This is a genomic window from Deinococcus aerophilus, assembly GCF_014647075.1.
Lineage (GTDB): Bacteria > Deinococcota > Deinococci > Deinococcales > Deinococcaceae > Deinococcus > Deinococcus aerophilus.
This window is the reverse complement of the sequence record NZ_BMOM01000001.1, coordinates 17153-41255: the sequence shown is the minus strand read 5'-3', so window position 1 is coordinate 41255 and position 24103 is coordinate 17153. Positions and strand designations below refer to the sequence as shown.

Genomic DNA, 24103 nt, shown 5'->3' with positions numbered 1-24103 from the left:
ATGACGGAGCGGAGCCTGCGGGTTCCGCTCCGTGTTTGCTTGTTCTGCTGGTTTTATTGTCCTGCTGGCCCCGCCTGACCTGTCCCGGCAAGCACCCGCCCCAGCAGCACCGGATCGTCGGTCAGGATGCCGTCCACGCCCATGGCGATCAGGCGGCGCATCGTGGCCTCATCGTTGATGGTCCAGACCTGCACGGACACGCCCCGGCGGTGCATGGCCTTCACGAACGCGGGCGTGACCACCTCGATCCCGCCCGCGCGCAGCGGCACCTGCGCCGACCGGCCGGGCAGCGGCGCCAGACCCGCCAGCCCGATCTTGCTCAGCAGCACCAGCGGGCGCAGTTCCCGCTCGGTCATGCTCGTGATCACCTCGGGGCACGCGGCGCGGAACTCCTGCATGGCCACGTCGCTGAAGCTGGACACGATCACCCGCCCGGTGGCCCCGGCCACACGCAGCGCCCGGCAGAACGGAACCCCCAGGCTGGGCGTGACCTGCTTGATCTCGATGGACAGCGGCATCTCCGGAAATTCGCTGAGCACTTCGGACAGGGTGGCCACCTGCACACCCTGAGCGCGGAACGGAAAGGTCTGGCCACCGTCGGGCGACAGGGTATACCCCGCGTCCGCCGCCCGCACCTCGGCCAGCGTCAGATCGGCAATCCGGCCCTGTGTGTCGGTCAGGCGGTCCAGGGTCTCGTCGTGCGCCAGCACGAGCACGCCGTCCTTGGTGGCGTGCATGTCGGTGTCGAGCATGTCCACGCCCAGCTTCGCGGCGTTGCGGAACGCCAGCATGGTGTTGCTGGGCCACAGCAGTTCCCCGCCCTGGTGGGCCACGTTCCACACCCGCCCGGTGATGAACGGCTGGGGCTGCTCCGCCTGAGGCGTCCTGCCGCAGCCCGCCAGCACGCCCGCCACCGCCAGCCCCAGCAGGCCCCCGCGTCCCCGCGTCCGTTTTTTCATGACCCCAAGTCTAGCGGGCGCGGCGCGTGCCCGGTGCCCCCGTTTACAGGCTTACGGGAGCGTGCTAACATTCCTTCCGCTGGAGAGGAGAGACCTGCCAGATCATGGCCCCCAGATGTCTTCAGGGTTTCGGCGCTGTAGCCAAGTGGTAAGGCAGAGGTCTGCAAAACCTCCACCACCGGTTCGAGTCCGGTCAGCGCCTCCAAGTTTTTCTGCACAGCGTTTTCCTGCACAGTGCCCGTTGTAGAACCGTAGCTCAGGGGTAGAGCACTACCTTGACACGGTAGGGGTCAGGGGTTCAAATCCCCTCGGTTCTACCAAGAGAACTCCCGCTCAGGCGGGGGTTTTTTCTTGGCACCGCCGCGCCGGGGACCCGGCCAGAGCGGGCCGCGCGGCGGGCAAATGCTCTAGCCTGGGGCCATGAGCGATTCCCGCCCGGCGCCCCCCACAGCTCATCCGAACTGGGCCACGCTGACCGAGGACGAGTCCCGGCCCTGGAACACGCTGTCCACCCGCGTGCTGGTGGACGGCTTCCGGGTGGTCTTGGAAGACCGCGTGCAGGTCCGCCCCGGTGTGGAGACGCTGTACCAGTACCGTCCGCGGGGGCCGCGCGCCGTGTTCGTGCTGCCGGTCACGCCCGCCGGCGAGGCCGTGCTGATCCGCCAGTACCGCTATCCGCTGCGCGCCACCATCACCGAGGTTGTGGCGGGGGGCGTGGAACGCGGCGAGGACCTCGTGCCCGCCGCCGCCCGCGAACTGCTGGAGGAGGTCGGCGGCGTGGCGGGCGAGTGGGTGCCGCTGCCCGGCTTCTATCCCCAGCCCAGCATCAGCGGCGTGGTCTTCTACGCCACCCTGGCGCTGAATGTGGTGCTGGGCGACATGCAGCACGAGGACACCGAGACCATCGAGCGGCTGGTCGTGCCGTTGCCCGAAGCCTACCGCATGCTGGAGGCCGGTGAGATAGGAGACGGCCCCAGCAGCCTGACGTTGTGGCACGCGCGGAGGCATCTGGTGGAGCGCGGCTTGCTGTGAGCGCCGGGCTTCCCGATCCCTTCACCACTCTGGCCGGCGAGCACCGCCACAGCGATGTGGTGGAGAACAGCGAGTTCCTGGCCTTCGCCGCGCGGGCCGACACGCCGGAGCAGGCGCTGGCCTTTCTGAGCGAGGTCCGGGCGCGCTACCCCGACGCCACCCACCACTGCTGGGCCTACCGCATCGGCGCGCTGTACCGCTTCAACGACGATGGCGAGCCGGGCGGCACGGCAGGGGCACCCATGCTGCGGGCCATTGAGGGTCAGGGCGTGGATCACGTCATGGCCGTGGTTGTGCGCTACTACGGCGGCGTCAAGCTGGGCACCGGCGGGCTGGTGCGGGCCTATGGCGGTGCGGCGGCCGAGTGTCTGCGCACGGCCCCCAAACTGGAGGTGCGGCCCCGCCAGACCCTGTCGGTGGCCGTGCCGTTTGAACACCTGGGAGCGCTGTACCACCTGCTCGACACCTTCGATACCGTGCGCGGCGAGGAGGCGTACACGGCCTCGGGCATCACGCTGGCCGTGGCGGTGTATCCCGGCGACGCCGACGCCTTTGCGGCGGCGCTGCGCGACGGCACCCGGGGCGAGGCCGAGGTGGGTGGGGAGGCCGCGCCCTGAGTCCGGACCGGATGGCGTGAACGTGCCGCTCCTCTATCCTCGCTCCATGACCTCCTCTCCCCTGCCCTACCGCATCGGCTACGGCGAAGATGCCCACCGCCTGGCCCCCGGCCTGCCGCTGATCCTGGGCGGCGTGCCCATCGCGCAGGCCGAACACGGCGCGGTGGCCCACAGCGACGGCGACGCCGTGCTGCACGCGGTGGCCGACGCGCTGCTCTCGGGACTGGCCCTGGGCGACATCGGGCAGTATTACCCCGATACCGACCCGGCCCACGCCGGGATCAGCTCACGCGAGATTCTGGCCCACGCGCTGGCGCTGGTGCGCGAGTGGCGGTACGCGCCCGCCAACGTGGCGCTGGTGGTCACGCTGGACCGGCCCAAACTGGGGCCGCTGCGCGCCGAGATCGCCCGCAGCGTGGCGGCATTGCTGCGCCTGCCCGACACCGAGGTGGGCGTGAGCTTCAAGACCTCCGAGGGCCTCGCGCCGGCCCACGTCCAGGTGCGGGTGACCGTGCTGCTCGTGAGGACGGCGCCGTGAGCGGACCGCTGCTGCATGTCGTACTGTTCGAACCGGAAAAGGCGGGCAACGTGGGCAACGTGGCCCGTACCTGCGCCGTGCTGGGCGCGGAGCTGCACCTGATCCGTCCGTTTGGCTTTCACCTGCACGACCGCGAGTTCCGGCGGGCGGTGATGGACTATCTGCAGGGCGTCACGCTGCACGAACACGCCAGCTGGACCGCCTTTCAGGACACTCTGCCCCCGGACGCGCGGGTGTTCGCGTTCTCCACCCACGCCACCGTGCTGCACACCCGCGCGGGGTTCCGGCGCGGCGATTACCTGTGTTTCGGTCCCGAATCGCGTGGATTACCGGTGTGGCTGCGTGAGGGATTGCCCGCCCTGAAGCTGCCGCAGCCCGGCGGGGGCCGCAGCCTGAATCTGGCGGTGGCGGTGGGGGCAGCGGCCTTCGAGGCCGGCCGGCAGATCGAGGAGTGGTAACGAAGCGGCTAGGGCCGGGAACGAACCCTCCAGCGGTAGACGCCCCAGGCGGCCCAGACCACTCCAGCCACTCCGGCGGCCACGGCCCCCAGGGGCAGGGTCACCGTGCCCAGCCAGCCCAGCACGAACAGGACGTTCAGCAGCTCGCCGAGGTCCTGTCCGACCACGACGCAGGGATAGGCACCGCCCTCATCCACCGGGCAGCCGGCGGCTCCGGCCACCGCCAGGGCGAACAGCACCCCCAGCAGAGGCCCGAAGGTGAACAGGGTCCAGACCACTCCCATCCCGATCAGCCAGCGGCGGCGCATACGGCAGTGTAGCCGGGACAGCGGGGACGGACAGGGCCGCCGGGCGCGCCCAGGCCGGTCACCGGGTTCGTTCCGCCCGGACCCCGCACCCTCTACAGTGGGTCCATGACTTCACAACCCGTCGCTGCTTCTCCTTCCACAGAGTTTCAGGCCAGGCTCGCGCGCTACGCCGAGCTGCTTGTCCGCACCGGCGTCAACGTGCCCGAGGGCGGCAAGGTGCTGGTGAATGCGCCGGTCGAGGCCGCCGAGCTGGCCCGGCTGGTGGCGCGCGCGGCCTACCGCGCCGGCGCCGCCGACGTGCGCGTGAACTACAACGACCCGCATCTGGCGCTGGCGTTGTACGAGGACGGCTCAGAGGCGGCGGTGGAGTACCTGCCCGCGTGGCTGTCCGAGGAAAGCCAGCACATGGTGGCCGACGGCTACGCCTTCATCTCCATCGTGGGCAGCGATCCCTCGCTGCTTGCCGGCGTCAATACCGAACGGGTGGCGCGGCGCAACAAACTGCAGGCGCAGGCCACCCGCGCAGTCAGTGAGGCCATCGGCAGCTTTCAGGTCAACTGGACGGTGGCGGCCATGGCCACCCCGGCGTGGGCAAAGCGCGTCTACCCCAGGCTGCCTGAGGATGAGGCCGTGGCGCGGCTGTGGACCGACATCTTCCAGGTCACGCGCGCCGACGCACCCGATCCGGTGGCCGCCTGGGACGCGCACCTGGCGCAGCTCAGCCGCCTGACTGCCCTGCTGACCGACAAGCAGTACCGCGCCCTTCATTTCCGCAACGGGCTGGGCACCGACCTGACGGTGGGGCTGGCCGACAATCACCTCTGGCAGGGTGGGGGCGAGGCGGCAAAGAACGGCATCTACGGTGTCCCCAACCTGCCCACCGATGAGGTCTTTACCGCGCCGCACCGCGAGCGGGTGGACGGCGTGGCGGTGGCCTCCAAGGCCCTCAGTGCGCGCGGGCAACTCATCGAGGGCATCCGGGTGCGCTTCGAGGGAGGCCGGGCCGTGGAGGTCAGCGCCGCCACCGGAGAAGCGACCCTGCAGGCCCTGATCGGCACCGACGACGGCGCGGCCCGCCTGGGCGAGGTCGCGCTGGTGCCTGCCTCGGCGCCCGTCGCGCAGACCGGCACGCTCTTCCTGAACACCCTGTTCGACGAGAATGCGGCCTCACACATCGCGCTGGGCCGCTGCTACCCCACCAACGTGCGGGGCGGTGAGGACGAGGACACGCTGCGGGCAGCAGGCGGCAACGACAGCCTGATTCACGTCGACTGGATGATCGGCACGCCCGATACCGACGTGGACGGCATCACGGCAGATGGTGGGCGCGAGCCGCTGATGCGCGCCGGAGAGTGGGTGATGGAAGGACTGTAACCTCCGGCACCCACGCCGCCGCACGGCCCGTGGGGTGTTCCAGGGCCGCCTCCACGGAACCGGATGAGTTCACGTGAGCAAAGCGGCCTTGGGCAAGCCACCGCCGCCCCGTTACAATGGGCCCATGACTTCATCGGACATCTACGCCGCCGACGGCTTTCAGCAGACGCCCGCCCTCAGCGGGGAGCGCCAGACCAAGTTCTCCAGCGCTCCCGAGCTGGGCGACGGCATTGAGCCGGGCAAGCAGTACCGCGCCGTGCTGGAAACCAGCAAGGGCCGCATCGTGGTGGAACTGTTCCCCGACGACGCGCCCGTGACGGTCAACTCGTTTGCGTACCTGCTGCGCCACCACTACTACGACGGCATCAAGTTCCACCGCGTCATTGACGGCTTCATGGCGCAGACCGGCGACCCCACCGGCACCGGCGCGGGCGGCCCCGGCTACAAGTTTGAAGACGAGTTCGGGTCCTCGCACCGCCACAGCGGCAAGGGCGTGCTGAGCATGGCGAACGCCGGCCCCGGCACCAACGGCAGCCAGTTCTTCATCACCTTTACCGCCACCCCACACCTCGACGGCCGCCACACGGTCTTCGGCAAGGTGGTGGAGGGGCTGGACGTTCTCGACCGTCTGACCCGCATCCAGCCGGGCATGCCGGGCACGCCCGACGTGATCGAGCGCGCTTACCTCGTCGAAAAGTAAACCCAGAGGTCAGGAAGGCCCCGGCAGAACATGCGCCGGGGCCTTCTGCTGTCTTGCTGTGCGCCCCCCCCGCTTCAGCCCTCCGGCGACGCCTGCGACGCCCGGTGGACCAGCGGCATGATGGTCAGCCCCTGCACGGCGATGGTGAACAGCACGATGGCATAGGTCACGGTCACGAGGTGCGTGCGGTAGGGGGTGGCGGGCAGGCCCAGCACCAGACTGATCGCAATGCCTCCCCGCAGCCCACCCCAGGTCAGCAGACGCACGGTGTAGGCTCCGTAGCCCTCGCGCACGCGCACCAGCGCGAAGGGAAGGGCCACGCTGATCCAGCGCGCCGCGAGCGCCACCCCGATCAGTAGAATGCTCGCAACGATCTGGGCCCCGGTGGTGCGGGTCAGCAGCACATCCAGCCCGATAAAGGCAAACAGCAGGATGTTCAGAACCTGATCGGTGGTTTCCCAGAAGCCCTCCACATGTTCCAGCGTCGGGGGGCTGAAGATGCGGTGCTTGGTCGCCGAGATCACCAGACCCGCCGAGACCATCGCCAGCGGCCCGCTCACCTCCAGCGCCGCCGCCGCCACGAAGCCGCCCACCACCAGCGCCAGGGTGAGCAGCAGTTCCACCGCCGGCTGCTCGACGCGCCGGATCATGCGGTATCCCAGCCAGCCCAGCGCGGCCCCGAACAGCAGCCCGCCCAGTGCCTCCTGTGCAAACAGCCCCAGCACGCCCAGCACGGTAACGCCTTCCGGGTGCCGGCCCCCCACGCCCGCGATGCCCGCGAGCACCAGAAAGATCACCACCCCCACCCCGTCGTTCAGCAGGCTCTCGCCGGCGATCAGGGTCTCGATGCGCTTGGGCACCCGCGCCCGCTTGAGCAGGTCCAGCACGGCCACCGGGTCGGTGGGACTGATCAGCGCCCCGAACAGCAGCGACCAGATCAGCGGCACGTTCAGGCCCACCAGCGCAAACACGAAGTAGGCCGCGAACCCGATCAGGAAGGTGCTGATCAGGGTGCTGAGAAAGGCGAGCAGCAGAATGCTGCCGCGCTGACGCAGCATCTGGCCCGCGTCCAGGCTCAGGGCCCCCGCGAACAGCAGGATGCTGAGAATCCCGTTGAGCACAAAGTCGGTGAAGTTCAGGGTCTTGAGCAGATCCGCCGCCCAGCCGCGCACCCCGGGCACCACGCCCAGGGCGTCCAGCGCGATCAACCCGATGCTTGCCAGCGCTCCGGCCAGGGTGACGCCCACGGTGGTCGGAAAATGCAGGAAGCGCTCGTTGAGGTAGGCAAGCAGGGCCGTGGCACACAGCAGCACGGCAAAGGCGGTCAGCATGGACCCCACGATAGAGCGGCGCGGCGGGCCTCCTGACCGGATGCCTGCGTGCCGCGTGCCTGCCCCCGGTCAGGGAACCCAAAAGAGGGCGGCGGACAGGACCATTTCCTGTCAGCCGCCCTCTTCCTGCGTGCCTAGGTGTTTACTCGCGTTCGCGCTCGCGCTCGGCGCTCAGCTGAGCCTGCAACTGGGCCTGGCGCTGGCGCACGTAGTCCTGATGAAAACGGCTCTCGTCCATCAGATCGGTGCCCACGGTCAGCTGACCGGTCGCCAGCTCGCGCATGGCCTGGGTCACCAGATTGCGCGTGCGCACCCGCTGCTCTACCGGCAACACGCTGGGCGCACCCGAGCGCAACTGCAGGGCACGCTTGGCCGTCACCACGCTCAAACGGTACTTGCTGTCCGTCATGGACAGCAACTTGTCAATGTCTCTTTCCGCCATTCTTCCCAACCTCCCTCAGGGTCGCCTGGGTTGAACCCGGCGCGTCCTCTCAGCCTCCCAGTGTAGCCCACCGGAGCGCCGCCAACACCGCCCGGGAACACACATGACCTATGGCCCGGTAGGTACCGGAGACAGAAGAGGAGAAAGGGGATGTGGGCCGCTGCGGTTCGTCCGGCTCAGCTGCCGCGCTGAAGCTCGTCACGGGTGACGTTGAGGTACACCGCCACGCCGTCCATGCTTTCCACCTGGGAAAGCGGCACGTAGTGGTGCTGACCGTCGCTGCTGTCGCTCTTGGTCAGCTTCACGCGGTCGCCTTCCAGGTGATCCACGGTCCCCACGTGCTCGCCGTTGCTGTCCTTGACCTGCAGATGCTCGCCGCCCTGGTCCAGACGCTGCTTGAGCTCCTGGGCGATGCGCTCGGTGATCTGGCCGGCCTGTGCGCTGTCATTCTGTGTCATGGGTCCACGCTACGCCCGGCCTGTCTGCGGCAGATGGGCGCGTCGTTACCGAATATTGAGAGACCCCTGGCCCGGTCCCCACCGCGCCCCGGAGGCCCAGGCCTGCCCGGCGGCTATCATGCCTGCCATGACGAAGGATGGCGGCGGGAACAAGGGCAAGGGGCAGGACAAGAAGGCGCAGCAGTACGGCGTGACCCCCCAGAGCGTGGATTTCAACGACTGGTACAACGAGGTGGTCAAGAAGGCCGATCTCGCCGACAACAGCCCGGTGGCGGGCGCGATGGTGGTCAAGCCCTACGGCTCGGCGTTGTGGGAGAACATCGTGCGCTGGCTGGACGACCGCTTCAAGGCCACCGGCCATGAATCGCTGATCTTTCCCACCCTGATTCCCATGAACTTCATCGCCCGCGAGGCCGACCACGTCGAGGGCTTCGCGCCCGAGCTGTTCACGGTGAACAAGATCGGCACCGAGGAACTCGCCGAGCCGTACGTGATGCGTCCCACCTCCGAGACGATCATCGGGCACATGTGGTCGGGCTGGCTCAACAGCTACCGCGACCTGCCCTTCCTCCACTACCAGTGGGGCAGCGTGTTCCGCGCCGAACTGCGGACCAAGGCTTTCCTGCGCACCTCCGAGTTCTACTGGCACGAGGGCCACACCGCCCACGCGGACGAGGCCGAGGCCCGCGCCGAGGTGCGGACCATCCTGGACCTGTACCACGAGTTCTGCCGTGACGTGCTCGCGCTGCCGGTGGTGCGCGGCGAGAAGTCGGCCTCCGAGCGCTTTGCCGGGGCGGTGGCGACCTACTCCATCGAGGGCATGATGCGCGACGGCAAGGCGCTGCAAAGCGGCACCTCGCACTACCTGGGCCAGAACTTCAGCCGGGCCTTCGACGTGAAGTTCCAGACCCGCGACCAGAAGGAGGACTACGCCCACACGACCTCCTGGGCCATTTCCAGCCGCATCATCGGCGCGCTGATCATGACCCACGGCGACGACGCGGGCCTGATGATGCCCCCCCGCATCGCCCCGATTCAGGTGGTGATCGTGCCGGTGGGCCGCAAGGACAACTTCGACGAGATGGTGGCCGAGGGCGAGCGGCTGGCCGCGCAGCTGCGCCAGAATGGCCTGCGCGTGAAGGTCGACAAGCGCGACGGCGTGACCAACGGCTTCAAGTACAACGACTGGGAACTCAAGGGCGTGCCGGTGCGCATCGAGCTGGGGCCGCGCGATCTGGAGGCGGGCGTGGTGGTCGTCAAGAACCGCACTTCGGACGACAAGGAAACGCTGGAACGCGACCTCGCCGTGGGCGGCATGCAGGAGCGGCTGGACGGCATCCAGGCGTGGCTGCTGGCGCGCGCCACCGACTTCATGCTGGAGAACACCGTCACGGTGGACACCTACGACGAGTTCAAGGCCGCCATCGAGGACGGCAAGTGGGTGCGCGCCTTCCACTGCGGTGACCCCGAATCCGAGCGCAAGATCAAGGAGGACACCAAGGCCACCGTGCGCAACGTGCCGCTGGACGACGCCGAGTTCTTCAACGAACGCGAGGAGGGCGGCGTGTGCGTTCACACCGGCAAGCCCGCCGCGTACGGCAAGCGGATTCTGTTCGGCCGCCAGTACTGAGCGCGGCCGGAGAGGGGACCGGGGCTCTTTTACAGGGCTCCCGCGTTCCCTCCCTTATGCCGTGCTCAGGTGGGGGCCACGAATTCAAACACATGGCCCTCAGGGTCACGCACCGCCAGCCCGTGAGCGTCCTGAATGCAGGGCAGCCCCTCGGCCTTCACGCGGCGCGCCACCGCCTCCACATCGGCATAAAAACGCACCAGGGCGTGGTCGCCCCCCAGCATGTCGGCCAGACCCACCTGCGGGTCCCAGGCGTACAGCCAGCGGCGCGGGGTGCCGTCGCCGTCCGGTTCGGCCTCTGGCCCCAGCGTGAACTGGGCGAAATTGCGGTCCGGCTGTTCCTTGGCGAGGGCGAAGCCGTAGGCGCCGGGCAGCCGCTCCCTCATGCCGGCGTAGTCCCCAAAGGCCAGCGCCACCTCGCGCAGCCCCATGACCGGCAGGGCGAATTCCGGACGGTCCACCGGTTGCGGCGGAAAGTGCGGCCGCCGTGCGTCGGCGCGGTTCACGCCGCGTAGCTCCAGGCCGTGCCCAAAGGGATCGAAGAAGTACAGCGTGCGGTCGGGGGCGTCCGGCGTACCCAGATCAATTTCCTGCCACTCCAGGCCGTGGGCGTCCAGCAGCGGTTTGCAGGCGTCCAGATCGTCGGGTTCGATCTGCCACGCGTAGTGCAGGTGCGAGGCCCCGCGCGGCCTCAAGGGGGCGAGGCGTTCGTCGCTGGCCTGCCGGGTGATGGGCTGCCACAGGGTCAGTGTCTGGTGCGGGTTGACCGTGAATTCGGCCACGCCCGCTGCCGGATCATGCCGCCGCAGGTGCAGGCCCAGCACCTGCGTGTAGAAGCGCACGCCGCGCGCCAGGTGGTTGACTTCCAGCGTCAGGCCGGCGAGGTCCAGGATGGGAGAGGAGGTCATGCCCCGATTGGAACGCGTGGCCGGCGGCGCAACGGTCAGCCGGCTCGCCTTTTCCTTTCGCTTTTCTTGAGTTCGGGGTCCTGAGTTCGGGGCAGGCGGGCCGGGGCCTCAGCCCGCGATTTCCACGTGCGCCGCGTCCACCAGGGCCTGTGCGCCCTGATCGAGCATGTCGGCGGCGAGTTCAGCCCCCAGGTCGGCACACTCGCTGACCTCGCCGCTGGTCGTGCCGCGGATCACCTGCTCGCCGTCCAGCGCCGCGACCCAGCCCTCCAGCGTCAGGATGCCGCCCTTGACCGTGGCGTGCGCGCCCACCGGGGCCATACACCCCGCCCCCAGACCGGCCAGGAACTCGCGTTCGGCGGTGATGCGGTCGTCGGTGGTGTGGTCGTGAATGGCATAGACGACCTCCACGCTCAGGTCGTCCTCGGCGCGGGTCTCCAGGGCCAGGGCGCCCTGACCGGGCGCGGGCAGCATCAGGTCCGGCTCGATAAATTCGTCGATGCGGTGGCGCATCTCGGTGCGAATGAGTCCGGCGGCGGCCAGGATGATCGCGTCGTACTCGTCCCCGGCGAGCGCGGCCAGGCGCGTGTCGATGTTGCCGCGCAGATCCACGACCTGCAGGTCGGGGCGGTAGGCCTTCAAAAAGGCCTTGCGGCGGATGCTGCTCGTCCCCACGCGCGCGCCCTGGGGCAGCTCGGCCAGGCTCTTGCGCCCCTCCTTGCCGATCAGCACGTCGCGGGCGTCGACCCGCTTGGGAATGGAGGCGATTTCCAGCTCCGGAGGCTGGGCGGTGGGCAGGTCCTTGAGCGAATGCACCGCGATGTCGATGCGCTTGCTCAGCAGGGCGTCCTCGATCTCCTTGATCCAGAAGCCCTTGTCCCCCTGACGGGCCATGGTGATCAGGCGGTCGCGGTTGCGGTCCCCTTTCGTGCTGATGGTCTGAATCCGGAAGTCCGTTTCAGGCCACTCCTCTTTCAGCCGGGCCACCACCCAGTGGGTTTGCGCGAGCGCAAGCGTGCTGCCGCGCGTTCCTACCGTCACCGTACGCATAACCCGAACAGTATAGGGCTTTGCTGCGGCGTGCGCCTACGGCCCCTGTCCTTCATGCACCCCGCGGGCACTCTGGAATCCGGACCACCACGGTCTGTTCTGGATAGGATGCTCGGCAGAGCGACACAGCGACCCGCCTGCTTTCCCGGCAGCTTCGAGGAGAACCATGACCCTGACGCAAGACACCCCCACCGACGATTCCACTCCCCAGTCCTCTTCCCCGCCGCGCACCCGCACCTACACCTGGGCTGATCCTCTGGTCGGCGCCGGGGCCGCGCAGGACCTGAGCGGGCTGGACTACCTGCGCGGCATGGCGCGCGGTGACTTTGCCGCGCCGCCCATCGGCCAGACCCTGGGTTTCCGCATCCGCGACGAGCACGACGTGCAGCCCGGTCAGGTGACCTTTCGCATGACGCCCGAGGAGTTTCATTACAACCCCATCGGCAGCGTCCATGGCGGCGTGTATGCCACGCTGCTGGACTCGGCGCTGGGCTGCGCCATCCATACCCGGCTGCCCGCCGGGGTCGGCTACACCACCGTGGACCTGGCGGTGAAATACCTGCGTCCGCTGCGGCTCGGCATGGGCGAGGTGCGCGCGGTTGGCGAGGTGCTCAGCGTATCGCGGCAGGTCGCCACCGCCAGCGCGCAGGTTCTGGACGACTCAGGCAAGCTGTACGCCACGGCCACCACCACCTGCCTGATCCTGCGGCCCACCGCCGCTTCCGGGGCCACGCCGTGAGCGGCGGCGCGCCGGTTCTGCCGGACGAGTTGCAGGGCCGCGGCACGCTGGTTGAGCATCTGGGCATCATCTTCCTGGAGGCCAGCGGCACGCGGGTGGTGGCGCAGATGCCGGTGGAGAGCCGGGTGCACCAGCCCATGGGCCTGCTGCACGGCGGCGCGAGCGTCGCCCTGGCCGAGACGGTCGCGAGCGTGGGCGCGTACCTGAATGTCTGCGCGCGGGGCATGGTCGCCGTGGGACTGGAAATCAATGCCAACCACCTGCGCGGCGTGACCTCGGGCACGGTGACGGCTACCGGCACGCCCATCTTCCAGGGCCGCACCACCGAGGTCTGGAGCATCGAACTCGTGGACGAACGCGGCAAGCCGGTGTGCGTCTCACGCTGCACGCTGGCGGTCATTCCCGCGCCCCAGGGCGGCCAGTCCGGCTGACGGCGCGCGGCGGTCCGTGGCGGGCGGTGAGAACAGGACAAGGCCTGCCCACCGCCGCCACAGGCCGCACCCCCCGGTGCTCTTCCAGCGGCGGTGCGTGCTTCACGCCGGCAGGACCCTTTGCCCCGCCCCGGTGGACCCGACCTCTTGACAGCCCCCTCCCGGCTTCGTAAGATGCCCGTGTCGAATAGTTAGCCTTCTAAGTATCTATCCGCATCCATCTGCCGTTCCCGCTGCCGGAGGTGTCTCTTGACCCACAGCCCTGCCCCCGCCGACCGCCACAGTCTGGCGGAGATCAACGCCCTGAGCGTCCCCGAGTTCACGGCATATTTTGCCGGGGTGCTGGAACACTCGCCGCAGTATGCCCGGGCGGCGGCGGCCGCGCGCCCATTTGCAGACGCCGAGGCGGTGGCCACCGCCTTTGCCCACGCCGTGCAGGCCGACAGCGAGGACGCGCAGTTGCGGCTGATCCGCGCCCACCCGGATCTGGCCGGCAAGGCGGCGCTGGCCGGCGAGCTGACCGCCGAGAGCGCCCACGAGCAGGCCTCGGCGGGGCTGGACCGCCTGACCCCCGAGGAATTTGCCGAGTTCAACCGGCTGAACGCGGCGTATCACGACCGGTTCGGGCTGCCCTACGTGGTGTGCGTGCGCGAGCACGACAAGGCGGGCATCTTCGAGGGAGCCCGGCGCCGGCTGGAGAACACCCCCGAGCAGGAGCGCGCCGCCGCCCTGCACGAGATCGGCCGCATCGCCCGGCTGCGCATTCTGGACCTGATCGCCTGACCCCAGGCCGCAGGACACTTCAAGGAGCACCGACGATGACGCAGACCCAGCACCCCCCCCGCGCCCAGGTCCGGATGGGCGAAAACCAGTACGGCAAGGCCGACGTGCGCCTGTTCAAGGTGTTCCGCGACGAGCCGCGCCACGAGATCAAGGACGTATGGGTCCGGGCGCTGATGACCGGCGACTTCGACGCCGCCCATGTGGCCGGCGACAACACCGACCTGATCGCCACCGATACCGTCCGCAACACCATCTATGCGCTGGCCAAGGATCAGCTCACCACTTCGGTGGAGGAGTTCGGCAAGGCCCTGATTCGCCATTTCGTCTCGGCGGGCCCGAAGGTCACCGGGGGCAGCGTCCACTTCACCGAACACACCTGGGGCCGCATGCTCAGCGGCGGACAGGAACACGACCACGCCTTTGTGCGCCAGATGCCCAAGCACACCGCCTGGGTCGAGGGCGACGGCCAGACCTTCAAGGTCACGAGCGGCATTGACGAGCTGTACGTGCTCAAGACCACCAACAGCGGCTGGGAAGGTTACCTGAAAGAGCAGTACACCTCGCTGCCCGAGACCAACGACCGCATCCTGGCGACGGTGGTGACGGCCAAGTGGGAATATGCAGCCGAGAGCTGCGACTACGAGGACGTGTGGCAGCGCGTCATGAACGCCCTGATGGACAAGTTCCCCGACCACTACTCGCCCAGCGTGCAGAACCTGCTGTTCGTCTTTGGCGAGGAAGTGCTGACCCGCTGTCCGGAAATCAGCCGCATTCACTTCTCGTTTCCCAACCGCCACCACATCCCCTACAACCTGGAACGCTACGGTGTGGACAATCCCAACACCATCTTCCACGCCGACGCCGAACCCTTCGGCCTGATCGAGGGCTGGGTCGAGCGCGCCTGATGGCGGCCCACGCTGGAGCCGGACTCAGCACCCACGTGCTGGACACCGCACGGGGACGCCCCGCACAGGGCGTGCGGGTGGAACTGTGGCGGGTGAACGCAGAGGAACGCCTCAGGCTCACGGCGGCCGTGACCAACGCCGACGGCCGCACCGACGCTCCACTCATAGAGCGCGGCGCGCTGCAGCGCGGCACCTACGAGTTGACCTTCTTTGTGGCCGAGTATTTCGCCGACTTTGCGGCGGCAGCCGATCCACCGTTTCTGGACGTGGTGACGTTGCGTTTCACGGTGGGCCGCGCGGACGCCCACTACCACGTGCCGCTGGTGATGACGCCGTGGTCGTACAGCACCTACCGGGGCAGCTAGCGCTCCACGCCACCGCTCAAATCTGCGCGCCCCGGCACCGGCGCTGACCTACACTGCGGCGCGTAATGGACAGCGAGCGCAGCTGGATCCTGGGACTGGGAGCAGGCGTGGTGCTGGTCAGCGTGCTGGCGCTGGGGCCGGCGCTGCTGCCCCGTCCGCAGGTGCCCACGGTGACCCGCGCGGCGCTGCCGCCGGTCACGGCACCGGCCTCCCGAACGGCAGCCAGCGAACCGCCCACGTATCCGACCACCGCCAGCGTGAAACCGCTGATCTCGGGCCGCCTGAACCTCAACACCGCCTCCGAGGAACAGCTTGAGGCCCTGCCCCGGGTCGGGCCGGTGATGGCCGCCCGGATCATCGCCGCGCGCCCCCTGCGCTCGCTGTCCGATCTGGACGCTGTAAAGGGGGTGGGCGAGGCCACCCTGAACACGCTGGCTCCACTGGTGGGCTTCTAGGTGTCCTGGCCCGGCTTCTCGTCAGGGGGGGCGGGCCGGCTGGCGTGGTCGGTGCCCGCCGTGTTCGGGGTGATGGGCGGCATTCAGCTGGGGCTGGGCGTGTGGTGGGGAGCGCTGACCCTATTGCTGGGCATGGTCCTGGCCCTGCGCGACGCCCGCCCGCTGCTCGCCGTGCTGGCGCTGGCCGGCGCGGCGGCGGGTTTCGGATCGGAGCGGCTGGTGGCGGCCCGGCCCGATCCCTTGCTGCCGTGGCGCGGCGCACAGGTCACGCTGAGCGGCGAGTGGGACGGCCAGTTTCTGAACCTGCGAGATCCGCGTGCCCGGCTGGTGCTTGCCCCCAAGCCACTGGTCAGGCCAGGGCCGCTGGTCGTCAGCGGGCGTCTGGTGGCCCCGGAAGGCCAGCGCACGCCCGGCGGCTTTAACCAGGCGGCGTGGCTGCGGGCCCAGGGCGGGGTCTTTGTGCCCACCCCGACGGCGGTGCTCGTGGCCGCCCAGGTGCGCGGTTCGCAGCCGGAACGCGGCCTGCGCGGCTGGTTCCGCCGCGGCCTCACGGCGGGTCTGCCCACGCGCGAGGCGGCGCTGATGACCGCCATCGAACTGGGCGACCGCAACGACATCGGGCAGCAGGAGTTCACGCAGGGCTACCGTGTCCGCGACGCCTTCAACCGCGCCGGGCTGGCCCACCTGATGGCGCTGTCGGGGCAGAACGTCGCGCTGATCACGGGGGTGCTGATCTGGCTGCTGACCCGGCTGGGCTGGCCCCCCGCGTGGCGCTACGGCCTGCCTGCCGCGCTGCTCGTTCCCTACCTGTTCGTACTGGTGGGGGTCTCGCCCAGCATCACCCGCGCGGTGGTCATGGGCGGGGTGGTGCTGCTCGCGCTGGCGGTGGGCCGCGGTCGCCCCGATCCCATCGGCATCACGGCCCTGGCTGCGCTGGTCTGCTTGCTGCTGTTTCCGATGTGGCTGCTGGACATCGGCTTTCAGCTGTCGTTTCTGGCGGTGCTCGCCCTGAGTCTCTCGGGCCGGGCGGCGCGGCGGCTGCCGGAACGCTGGCCGCTGTGGCTGCGGCTGGCGCTGGTGGCCAGCGTGCTCGCCGAGCTGGGCACGCTGCCGGTGATTGCCGCCACCTTCGGCCAGCTGCCGCTGGTGGGCCTGCCCGCCAACCTCGCGGCGGGCGTGGTGATGGCCGCGCTGGTGCCGCTGGGCTTCGTGGCCGGCCTGCTCGGCCCGCTGGCCGCGCCGGTCAATGTGCTTGTGGGGCCGCTGGCGGCTGGCCTGCTGGGCATCGTGGAGGCATTTGGTCAGGCCCCGGTGCTGGCGTGGGGACAGGTCTCCCCGGCTGGATTTGTCGCCTACGCCGTATGTGCCGGGGCGGGCGTGCTGTGGCTGCTGGGCCGCGTCCGCGCGCCCGTGGCGCTGGGAACCGTCCTGGCCTGTGCGCTGCTGCTCGCGCTGCCCCCGCGCCTGCATCCCGCGCGCGAGATGGTCTACCTCGACGTGGGCCAGGGCGACGCCACCCTGATCCGGCTGCCCCACCTGACGGTGCTCGTGGACGCCGGAGGCTCGGTTGGCTCGGACTACGACGTGGGCGGCCGCACGGTGGTCCCGGCGCTGCGGGCGCTGGGGGTGCGCCACCTCGACGTGGTGGTCGGCACCCACGCCGACACCGACCACATCGAGGGCCTGAACAGCGTGCTGCGCGCCCTGCCGGTGGGCGAGCTGTGGATCGGCCACAACAAGGCGGGCGACCCGGTGCTGGACACTCTCCTCGCCGCCGCCCGGGAAGAGGGCGTGCCCGTGCGCGAGGTCCGGCGCGGCGACCACGTCCGCTCGGACGGAGTGGACCTGAGCGTGCTGTGGCCGGAGGGTAGGGTCTGGAGCACCGAGGACAACGAGAACAGCGTGGCCCTGCGCGTGCAGTCGGGGGCATGGAGCACGGCCATCCTGGGCGACCTGCCCGACCCGGCCGAGGACCTGATCGGGGTGGGCAAACTCAATGTTTTGAAGGTCGCCCACCACGGCAGCCGCTTCAGCACCGACGCCGAGCTGCTGCGCCAGACCGCCCCCACCGACGCGGTGATCAGCGTCGGCCGCAACACCTACGGCCATCCCCACCCGGACGTGCTGGGGCGTTTGGGCGCGGCGGGGGTCAGGGTGTGGCGCACCGACCAGTCGGGCACGATCCGCTGGCCGATTCCGTGAGGGGTAGGCCGCAGGGCCCCATCTCCAGAACCCGGAACCTGTGGCCGGCTGCCGGCTGCCCTTTACAGGCCCCGCTCCCCGATGTCGGCCCGCTGTCCCGTGCGTGCCGATTCAAACAGCGCGTCCATCACCCGCGCGTGCCTCACGCTGTCCCCGGGAGGAAACAGGGCGGCCTCCTCGCCGCGCACCACCCGCTGAAAGTGCCCGACCATCGCGGTGTAGGCGTTGAAGGGCGCAAATTCCTCGGTGCGTGCGCCCCCGGCGTCCGTGATCCTGAAGATGACAGGCACCTGCATGTTGCTGCTGAAGACCCCGTCCACATCCAGGGTTGCGTGCGTACCCACCACGGTCAGACGCTGCGTGGAGGGGCTGCCCCAGTCGAAGGCACAGTCCAGGCTGGCCAGGGTCCCGCCGTATTCCAGAACGCCGCTCAGTCCTATGTCTATCCCACCGGGCGTCCAGCGGGCGCGGGCCACGGCAGAGCGCGGTTCGCCCAGCAACAGCCGGATCAGATTGACCGGATAGGTGCCCACGTCGTACAGGGCGCCGCCGCCTCTGGCCGGGTCCCAGCGGAAGTCGTCGGGATTGTCCATCGCGAAACCGAAGGCCGCGTGCACCGCCCGGACTTCTCCCAGGTCACCGCCACGCACGATCTGACGCAGACGGGTGATGTGCGGATGAAAGCGGTACGCGAAGGCTTCCAGCAGCACCCGGTTCGTCTCCTGCGCCGCGTCCGCAAGCTCCTGCGCCTCGGCGGCGTTCAGCGTCAGCGGCTTCTCGGTCAGGGCGTGCTTGCCCGCCCGCAGCGCCGCCAGGGTCCACGGGCGGTGCAGGTCGTTGGGCAGCGGGTTGTAGACCGCGTCCACATCGGCCGCGAGCACCGCGTCATAGCCGCCGAGCAGCGGCACTCCCCATTCCTCGGCGAAGGCCTGGGCCCGCACCGAGGCCGGATCGCGCACGCCCAGCGCCGTGACCTCGCCCCCACTGGCCCGGATGGCCGGAATCAGTGCCCGCGCAATGCGCGCCGCCCCCAGCAGTCCCCACCGCAGTCCCGCCGCCTGCCCGTTGTCTGACATGGGGGCAGGGTACCGTGCCTCAGCGCCTGTTCAGCAGATACACCTTGGGGTGGTGGCCGCCGCTGTACACCTGCAGCAGTTCACGCGCGGCCCACGCGGTCTGGTCCCGCAGCAGGCCCTCGAACAACCGGATCTCGTGGGTGATGACGGCCAGGCGGCCCTGGCGGCTGATCAGGCGGTGCATCTCCTGCAAGAAAGCCGGGTACAGTGCGGCGTTGCCCCCGTGGGTCCCGATGGCGTCGCCCCACGGCAGGTCGGCCACGATCAGGTCAAAGGAACGCGCCGGCAGGCCGGTGTGCAGCGCGTCTATGCGGGCCACTTCCAGGGTGCGCCCGGCGGCCTGGATGTTGGCGCGCGCGCAGTCCACCGCGCCCTGATCGAGGTCCACACCCACCAGCGCGTCGGACGGTCCCAGCAGGTCGCGCTCAATCATCAGGGTGCCGCTGCCGCACATGGGGTTGAAGATGCGGTCCACATCACGCTGTCCGGCGAGTTTGTGGGTCGCGTAGGCCAGCGTGGCGTTCAGGCCACCCTCGCGGTTGCACACCCGCCACGCACGGGCGCTGAGCGGGCGGGGCGTGAGCCGGGCGAGCACCTCCCAGCCGGGGCCGTCCTGCTGCGGGCGCAGGCGGATCAGCAGCTCGCCCTCGGTCGGGTGGTGCGGCAGGTTCAGACCCGCCTGCAGTTCCTCGGCGAGCCGCTGCATCACGCCCGATTCCTTGCCCGCCGCGCCCAGCCGGAAGGAGGTGTGCCCGCCCTGCGCGATCACGCCACGCAGAAAGTCGGTCAGCTCGCCGAGTTGCTGGTGTCCCAGCAGGCCGCGCGGGCGCGGCACGTCCCAGGCGCGCACGCGGTAGGCGGCCACCGCCGAGCGCAGGCGGGTGAGGCGTTCGGGGTCGCCGGGATACCAGAAGCGTAGGCCCCGCAGGTCACGCGCCAGCGGCACGGCCGCGAGTTCGGTCTCGGCGACGTGTTCCAGGCCGGGCAGCACCTCCAGCTCATATTCGTGGGCGGGCTGGCGGGTGCGGTGGTCCACCTTGGGACGGCCCGATTTCCTCTTCCCGGCGGGATGCAGACGGTCTGTACGGGGGGAACGGGGCATAGCAGGGCAGTATAGCCTGCCCGGCCCCCCTGTTTCCCGCCCCCGGCTTCCGAGAGGCGTACAATCCGGGCCGCGCAATGACACGGACCCCGCTCAGTTCCGCCGCTCCCGGACAGGGCCCGCTCCTGTCGCCGGACGCCGCATGACCCGGCTCCCCCCTTCCAGCCCCCGGGGCCCCGAGTCGCCCGGCGGGACCCGCATCCGCCGGCGCTGGCTCGCGCGGCTCAACCCGCCGCAGCTGATCGCCGTGTCCTTTGCGGTCACGATCCTGATCGGGGCCGGGCTGTTCCTGCTGCCCATCAGCCTGGAGCCGGGCCAGACCCTGCGCCCGGTACAGGCGCTGTTCATGGCAACGAGCGCGGTGTGCGTCACGGGTCTGGCGGTGGTGGACCCGGGAACCACCTTCTCCACCTTCGGCGAGGTGGTGCTGCTGGGGCTGATTCAGATCGGGGGCCTGGGACTGATCACGCTGGGCACGCTGTTCGCACTGGCGCTGCGCCGCCGTGTGGGGGTCACCGACCGCATCCAGGTGGCGCAGCAGGTCAGCGCCCTGGAACTGGGCGGCGTGGTCCGGCTGGTCCGCACCATCGTCCTGAGTTCGGTGCTGGTGGAGCTGGCGGGCACCGTGGTCCTGAGCGCCGTGTTCGTGCCCGCCGAGGGGCTGGGACGCGGGCTGTACTTCGCGCTGTTTCATTCGGTCAGCGCCTTTAACAACGCGGGCTTCAGCCTGTACGCCACCGGCCTGACCGGCTTCGTGACCAATCCGGTCATCAACATCTTCGTGCCGCTGCTGATCGTGCTGGGCGGCATGGGCTTTTTGGTCCAGCTGAACGTGCTTGCCCACCTGCGCGACCGCCGCCGCGCCCGCCTGAGCGCCAACAGCAAGCTGTCGCTCACCATGATGGGCGCGCTGCTGCTGATCGGCACGCTGGGCTTTGCCCTGACCGAGTGGAACAACCCCTCCACCCTGGGCACGCTGTCCGTGGGCAACAAGCTGCTCGCGTCGTGGTTCCAGGGCGTCACGCCGCGCACCGCCGGCTTCAACACGCTGGACTACAGCACCATGGGCTTCGTTACGCTGTTCATGACCATTCTGCTGATGTTTATCGGGGCCAATCCCGGTTCGACCGGCGGCGGCATCAAGACCAATACCTTCTACGTGATGATGGCCTCGGCGTGGGGCATGGTGCGCGGACGCAGCGACACCACGCTGTTTCGCCGGCGCATCGACACCACCACCATCCTGCGGGCCATGACCGTGGGCCTGCTGAGCCTGGGACTGGTCAACCTGGGCTTTTTGCTGCTGCTGCTGCTGAACACCAACAAGGACATCCTGTTTCTTCAGCTGTTCTTCGAGACCGTCAGCGCCTTCGCCACGGTGGGCCTGAGCATGAACACCACCCCACTGCTCAACCCCGATCAGGAGGTCGTGCTGATCTTCCTGATGTTCCTGGGCCGCATCGGGCCGCTCACCTTCGCGGTCGCCTTCAGCCGCCCGGACTCGCGCAGGCTGGTGCGCTATCCGGCCGAGCACGACATCCTGATCGGGTGAAGGGGCCGGTCGGGTGAGCGGGCACGGGAGGCAGGGGTCCGCGTTCCCCGCCCCGGCGGACGCACCGCCGCTCCGCTTCCGCTATAAAGGAACGCACCCGTGAAGGCCCGCCCCCTTTCCCTGCCGCGCCGCACGCTGAGTGCGCGCCTGACGCCGCCGCAGCTGCTGGCGCTGGTGTATCTGGCCGGCATCCTGATCGGCACGGCGCTGCTGCACCTGCCGGGGGTTCAGCGGCCCGCCGCGAACCTGAGCAGCATTGACCTGCTGTTCACGGCCACCAGTTCCATCTGCATCACCGGGCTGGTGGTTGCCGACACCGGCGAGGCCTTCACGCGGCTGGGACAGATCATCATCATCACGCTGGTTCAGATCGGCGGGCTGGGCATCCTGACCTTCAGCACGCTGTTCGCCTTCCTGACCGGGCGGCGGCTGAACTTCAGCGAGCGTCAGGGCCTAGTCGCGCAGCTCAATGCCCTGAACGTGGGCGGGGTGATGCCGCTGCTGCGGGCCATCCTGGCCTACACCTTCGTCACCGAACTGGTGGGCGCGGTGCTGCTCTCGCTGCGTTTTGTTCCGCAGTACGGCCTGGGCGAGGGCCTGTACCAGGCGGTCTTTCATTCCATCAGCGCCTACAACAACGGCGGCTTCGTGGTGCTGTCGGGCGGCATGACCCCCTACGCGGCCGATCCGCTGGTCAGCCTGACCATTAGCGCACTGGTCATTCTGGGCGGCCTGGGCTTTCTGGTGCAGCTGAACTATGTGTCGCACCTGCTGCAGCCCCGGCGCAACCGCCTGCTCGTCTACAGCCGCCTGACCATGCTCACCACGTCCATCCTGCTTGTTCTGGGCACGCTGATCATTCTGGCGCTGGAGTGGAACAACAGCCGCACGTTGGGGGCGCTGTCCACACCGGGCCGGTTCCTGGCCGCCTTCTTCCAGAGCATGACCCCCCGGTCCGGCGGCTTTTCGACCGTCAACATCGAGGCCATGAACACCGCGACCATCTTCACCGTGATCGGGCTGATGTTCATCGGAGCGAACAGCGGCTCTACTGGGGGCGGCATCAAGACGAGTACCTTCGCCATCCTGGTCGGCAGCGCGTGGAACATGGTGCGCGGACGCGGCGAGCTGATCGTGTTCCGGCGGCGGGTGGAGGGCGAGAACGTCGTCCGCGCCGGCAGCATCACCACGCTGTACACGCTGCTCGTCGCCACCTCCTTCTTTGCGCTGCTCGCCACCAATCCCAAGCTGGGTTTTACCCACCTGCTGTTCGAGACCGTCAGCGCCGCCGCCACGGTGGGCCTGAGCATGAACACCACCCACCTGATCAACGACCCCGGCCTGCTGATCCTGACCGCCCTGATGTACCTGGGGCGCATCGGGCCGCTGACCTTCGCGGTGGCCTTCAGCCTGCGCAGCACCCAGAAACGCAACGTCAAGTATCCGCCGGAGCGCGATATTCTGGTGGGATAAAGCGGCGCGGAAGGCACGGCGCGGACCACAGCCATCCGCTGCAGACGGCGGCCGGACAACCGCCCAAAGGAACTGAGAATGAAGACCAAACAATGTCTCGTGATTGGCCTGGGCCGTTTTGGAACGGCGGTGGCCACCACCCTGTACGAGATGGGCCATGAGGTTGTGGCGATTGACCACAACGAGGAAAACGTGGAACGGGTAATGAATCTGGTGACCCACGCGGCCATCGTGGACGCCAGCGAGGAGCGGGCGCTGCGGGCCATCGGCGTGGGCGACTTCGACGTGGTGGTGGTCGCCATCGGCACCGACGTGCAGGCCAACATCCTGGCGACCATGAATGCCAAGAGCCTGGGCGCGAGCTACGTGGTCACCAAGGCCGTGGACGAGATGGCCCGCCGGGTCCTCGAGCGCATCGGGGCCGATCTGGTGATCCGGCCCGAACACGATATGGGGGTGCGGCTGGCCCGACAGATCGCCACCCCCAACATCGTGGACACGCTGGACCTCGGCGGCGACCACGCCATCGTGGAGATCGAGGCCAACGAGCGCCTCAAGGGCACCCTGCGTGACCTGAACCTCACCGGACGTTTCGGCGTGCAGATCATCGCGATCAGCCGTGCGGGCAAGATCGAGGTGACCCCCCGGGCCGAGGACGAGCTGCGCCCACACGACAAGCTGGTCCTGATCGGCACCAGCCACAACATTGACGAGCTGCGGCGCTACCTGGGGGAATAGGAGCCAGCAACAGGGGCTGGCGGGGGCCCCGCCTACTCCCGGGTCGCCCTGAGGTGGGGGCAGTTCAGCTCGCCGCGCACGGTCAGCGCCTCGACGGCGGCCTGGGGGGGCAGCTGGCCGGTGACGCGGGTGGCGCTGTTCAGGGGAACCGGACCGGCGGGGGTCATCAGCGTGGCCTTCGAGCGCAGGCGCAGGGCCCGCTCCACACACGCGGCATCCTGCGGGTCGAGGACCACACCCTGGGTGTGGACGCCGTTGGTGATTACCACCCCGACCGCGCGCGGCTGGTACGTGCCCAGCACGCGGGCGGCCTGGTTCTGGGCCCCCACCGCGCTCGTGAGGGCCGCGAGCAGCGGCAGCAGCCCCGCCAGCCCCCACACCACGGTGGCGCGGGCCGCGCCCGGGCGCCACAGCAGCGCGCCGAGGACCCCGGCGAAGGCCAGCGTGAGCAGCAGATAGAAGACGGTCATGGCGGCC

At 69.2% G+C, this 24103-nt stretch carries 27 protein-coding genes and 2 tRNA genes; 19 read left to right on the top strand and 10 right to left on the bottom strand.

Annotated features, from left to right (window positions below; genetic code table 11):
* Window positions 1-53: 53 nt before the first annotated feature.
* Window positions 54-959: a glycerophosphodiester phosphodiesterase family protein gene (locus IEY21_RS00220; RefSeq protein WP_188900122.1), complete on the bottom strand. Its 906-nt coding sequence runs from the start codon at window positions 957-959 to the stop codon at window positions 54-56.
* A gap of 131 nt (window positions 960-1090) precedes the next feature.
* Here IEY21_RS00220 and IEY21_RS00215 point away from each other — a divergent pair.
* The 6 genes from IEY21_RS00215 to IEY21_RS00190 all read left to right on the top strand — a co-directional run bounded on the left by IEY21_RS00215 (window position 1091) and on the right by IEY21_RS00190 (window position 3604).
* A tRNA-Cys gene (locus IEY21_RS00215) sits at window positions 1091-1164 on the top strand.
* Window positions 1165-1204: 40 nt separating this feature from the next.
* Window positions 1205-1279, top strand: a tRNA-Val gene (locus IEY21_RS00210).
* 100 nt (window positions 1280-1379) lie between these two features.
* Entirely contained in the window at window positions 1380-1991 is a 612-nt protein-coding gene (locus IEY21_RS00205) for an NUDIX domain-containing protein (protein ID WP_188900120.1), read from the top strand.
* Entirely contained in the window at window positions 1988-2608 is a 621-nt protein-coding gene (locus tag IEY21_RS00200; protein WP_188900118.1) for an IMPACT family protein, read from the top strand. Before IEY21_RS00205 ends, IEY21_RS00200 begins: the two co-directional genes overlap by 4 nt.
* 46 nt (window positions 2609-2654) lie before the next feature.
* The gene (ispF, locus tag IEY21_RS00195) at window positions 2655-3146 is read left to right on the top strand and encodes a 2-C-methyl-D-erythritol 2,4-cyclodiphosphate synthase (RefSeq protein ID WP_188900116.1); all 492 of its coding nucleotides are present in this window, start codon (window positions 2655-2657) and stop codon (window positions 3144-3146) included.
* On the top strand, window positions 3143-3604 hold the full coding sequence (locus IEY21_RS00190; RefSeq protein WP_229752715.1) for a tRNA (cytidine(34)-2'-O)-methyltransferase: 462 nt from the start codon (window positions 3143-3145) through the stop codon (window positions 3602-3604). The genes ispF and IEY21_RS00190 overlap by 4 nt, the downstream gene beginning before the upstream one ends.
* 8 nt (window positions 3605-3612) lie before the next feature.
* On the opposite strand, the gene IEY21_RS00185 is transcribed toward IEY21_RS00190, so the two are convergent.
* Entirely contained in the window at window positions 3613-3912 is a 300-nt protein-coding gene (locus IEY21_RS00185; protein WP_188900114.1) for a hypothetical protein, read from the bottom strand.
* A 105-nt stretch (window positions 3913-4017) separates the two neighbouring features.
* Between IEY21_RS00185 and IEY21_RS00180 the strand changes: the two genes are divergently transcribed.
* Together IEY21_RS00180 and IEY21_RS00175 are read left to right on the top strand one after the other, a co-directional pair.
* The gene (locus IEY21_RS00180) at window positions 4018-5286 is read left to right on the top strand and encodes an aminopeptidase (protein WP_188900112.1); all 1269 of its coding nucleotides are present in this window, start codon (window positions 4018-4020) and stop codon (window positions 5284-5286) included.
* 124 nt (window positions 5287-5410) lie between these two features.
* Entirely contained in the window at window positions 5411-5986 is a 576-nt protein-coding gene (locus IEY21_RS00175; RefSeq protein ID WP_188900110.1) for a peptidylprolyl isomerase, read from the top strand.
* Window positions 5987-6060: 74 nt separating this feature from the next.
* Here IEY21_RS00175 and IEY21_RS00170 read toward each other — a convergent pair whose 3' ends face one another.
* The 3 genes from IEY21_RS00170 to IEY21_RS00160 all read right to left on the bottom strand — a co-directional run bounded on the left by IEY21_RS00170 (window position 6061) and on the right by IEY21_RS00160 (window position 8217).
* On the bottom strand, window positions 6061-7317 hold the full coding sequence (locus IEY21_RS00170; protein WP_188900108.1) for a cation:proton antiporter: 1257 nt from the start codon (window positions 7315-7317) through the stop codon (window positions 6061-6063).
* Window positions 7318-7459: 142 nt separating this feature from the next.
* Complete coding sequence (gene rpoZ / locus IEY21_RS00165) at window positions 7460-7759, bottom strand: DNA-directed RNA polymerase subunit omega (protein ID WP_188900106.1); 300 nt, start codon at window positions 7757-7759, stop codon at window positions 7460-7462.
* A 176-nt stretch (window positions 7760-7935) separates the two neighbouring features.
* Complete coding sequence (locus IEY21_RS00160) at window positions 7936-8217, bottom strand: DUF2171 domain-containing protein (RefSeq protein WP_188900104.1); 282 nt, start codon at window positions 8215-8217, stop codon at window positions 7936-7938.
* A gap of 127 nt (window positions 8218-8344) precedes the next feature.
* On the opposite strand from IEY21_RS00160, the gene proS reads away from it, so the two are divergent.
* On the top strand, window positions 8345-9847 hold the full coding sequence (gene proS, locus IEY21_RS00155; protein WP_188900102.1) for a proline--tRNA ligase: 1503 nt from the start codon (window positions 8345-8347) through the stop codon (window positions 9845-9847).
* A 65-nt stretch (window positions 9848-9912) separates the two neighbouring features.
* On the opposite strand, the gene IEY21_RS00150 is transcribed toward proS, so the two are convergent.
* Together IEY21_RS00150 and hemC are read right to left on the bottom strand one after the other, a co-directional pair.
* Window positions 9913-10755 carry a VOC family protein gene (locus IEY21_RS00150; RefSeq protein WP_188900101.1) on the bottom strand — a complete coding sequence of 281 codons (843 nt, stop codon included), beginning with the start codon at window positions 10753-10755 and terminating at the stop codon, window positions 9913-9915.
* Window positions 10756-10863: 108 nt separating this feature from the next.
* Window positions 10864-11805 carry a hydroxymethylbilane synthase gene (gene hemC, locus IEY21_RS00145; protein ID WP_188900098.1) on the bottom strand — a complete coding sequence of 314 codons (942 nt, stop codon included), beginning with the start codon at window positions 11803-11805 and terminating at the stop codon, window positions 10864-10866.
* Window positions 11806-11971: 166 nt separating this feature from the next.
* On the opposite strand from hemC, the gene IEY21_RS00140 reads away from it, so the two are divergent.
* The 7 genes from IEY21_RS00140 (at window position 11972) to IEY21_RS00110 (ending at window position 17685) form a co-directional block, all read left to right on the top strand.
* A complete protein-coding gene (locus tag IEY21_RS00140; RefSeq protein ID WP_188900096.1) occupies window positions 11972-12544 on the top strand; it encodes a PaaI family thioesterase in 573 nt (190 codons plus the stop codon).
* The gene (locus IEY21_RS00135; RefSeq protein ID WP_229752714.1) at window positions 12541-12975 is read left to right on the top strand and encodes a hotdog fold thioesterase; all 435 of its coding nucleotides are present in this window, start codon (window positions 12541-12543) and stop codon (window positions 12973-12975) included. The genes IEY21_RS00140 and IEY21_RS00135 overlap by 4 nt, the downstream gene beginning before the upstream one ends.
* Before the next feature lie 249 nt (window positions 12976-13224).
* Complete coding sequence (gene uraD / locus IEY21_RS00130; protein WP_188900094.1) at window positions 13225-13758, top strand: 2-oxo-4-hydroxy-4-carboxy-5-ureidoimidazoline decarboxylase; 534 nt, start codon at window positions 13225-13227, stop codon at window positions 13756-13758.
* A 35-nt stretch (window positions 13759-13793) separates the two neighbouring features.
* A complete protein-coding gene (pucL, locus tag IEY21_RS00125; RefSeq protein WP_188900092.1) occupies window positions 13794-14663 on the top strand; it encodes a factor-independent urate hydroxylase in 870 nt (289 codons plus the stop codon).
* Entirely contained in the window at window positions 14663-15028 is a 366-nt protein-coding gene (uraH, locus tag IEY21_RS00120; protein ID WP_188900090.1) for a hydroxyisourate hydrolase, read from the top strand. The genes pucL and uraH overlap by 1 nt, the downstream gene beginning before the upstream one ends.
* A gap of 65 nt (window positions 15029-15093) precedes the next feature.
* Entirely contained in the window at window positions 15094-15483 is a 390-nt protein-coding gene (locus tag IEY21_RS00115; protein WP_188900083.1) for a ComEA family DNA-binding protein, read from the top strand.
* A 72-nt stretch (window positions 15484-15555) separates the two neighbouring features.
* Window positions 15556-17685 (top strand): DNA internalization-related competence protein ComEC/Rec2, encoded by a 2130-nt coding sequence (locus tag IEY21_RS00110; RefSeq protein WP_188900594.1) that lies wholly within the window; start codon window positions 15556-15558, stop codon window positions 17683-17685.
* A gap of 62 nt (window positions 17686-17747) precedes the next feature.
* On the opposite strand, the gene IEY21_RS00105 is transcribed toward IEY21_RS00110, so the two are convergent.
* The gene (locus tag IEY21_RS00105; RefSeq protein WP_188900081.1) at window positions 17748-18761 is read right to left on the bottom strand and encodes a Gfo/Idh/MocA family protein; all 1014 of its coding nucleotides are present in this window, start codon (window positions 18759-18761) and stop codon (window positions 17748-17750) included.
* 19 nt (window positions 18762-18780) lie between these two features.
* Window positions 18781-19863 (bottom strand): methyltransferase domain-containing protein, encoded by a 1083-nt coding sequence (locus IEY21_RS00100; RefSeq protein WP_188900079.1) that lies wholly within the window; start codon window positions 19861-19863, stop codon window positions 18781-18783.
* A gap of 142 nt (window positions 19864-20005) precedes the next feature.
* Here IEY21_RS00100 and IEY21_RS00095 point away from each other — a divergent pair, with 142 nt between their 5' ends.
* The 3 genes from IEY21_RS00095 to IEY21_RS00085 all read left to right on the top strand — a co-directional run bounded on the left by IEY21_RS00095 (window position 20006) and on the right by IEY21_RS00085 (window position 23626).
* Complete coding sequence (locus IEY21_RS00095) at window positions 20006-21415, top strand: TrkH family potassium uptake protein (protein WP_188900077.1); 1410 nt, start codon at window positions 20006-20008, stop codon at window positions 21413-21415.
* A gap of 99 nt (window positions 21416-21514) precedes the next feature.
* Window positions 21515-22888, top strand: a complete 1374-nt coding sequence (locus IEY21_RS00090; protein ID WP_188900075.1) for a TrkH family potassium uptake protein — start codon at window positions 21515-21517, stop codon at window positions 22886-22888.
* 78 nt (window positions 22889-22966) lie between these two features.
* Window positions 22967-23626 (top strand): potassium channel family protein, encoded by a 660-nt coding sequence (locus tag IEY21_RS00085; protein WP_188900073.1) that lies wholly within the window; start codon window positions 22967-22969, stop codon window positions 23624-23626.
* A gap of 32 nt (window positions 23627-23658) precedes the next feature.
* Here IEY21_RS00085 and IEY21_RS00080 read toward each other — a convergent pair whose 3' ends face one another.
* The gene (locus IEY21_RS00080; protein ID WP_188900071.1) at window positions 23659-24096 is read right to left on the bottom strand and encodes a hypothetical protein; all 438 of its coding nucleotides are present in this window, start codon (window positions 24094-24096) and stop codon (window positions 23659-23661) included.
* Window positions 24097-24103 lie beyond the last annotated feature (7 nt).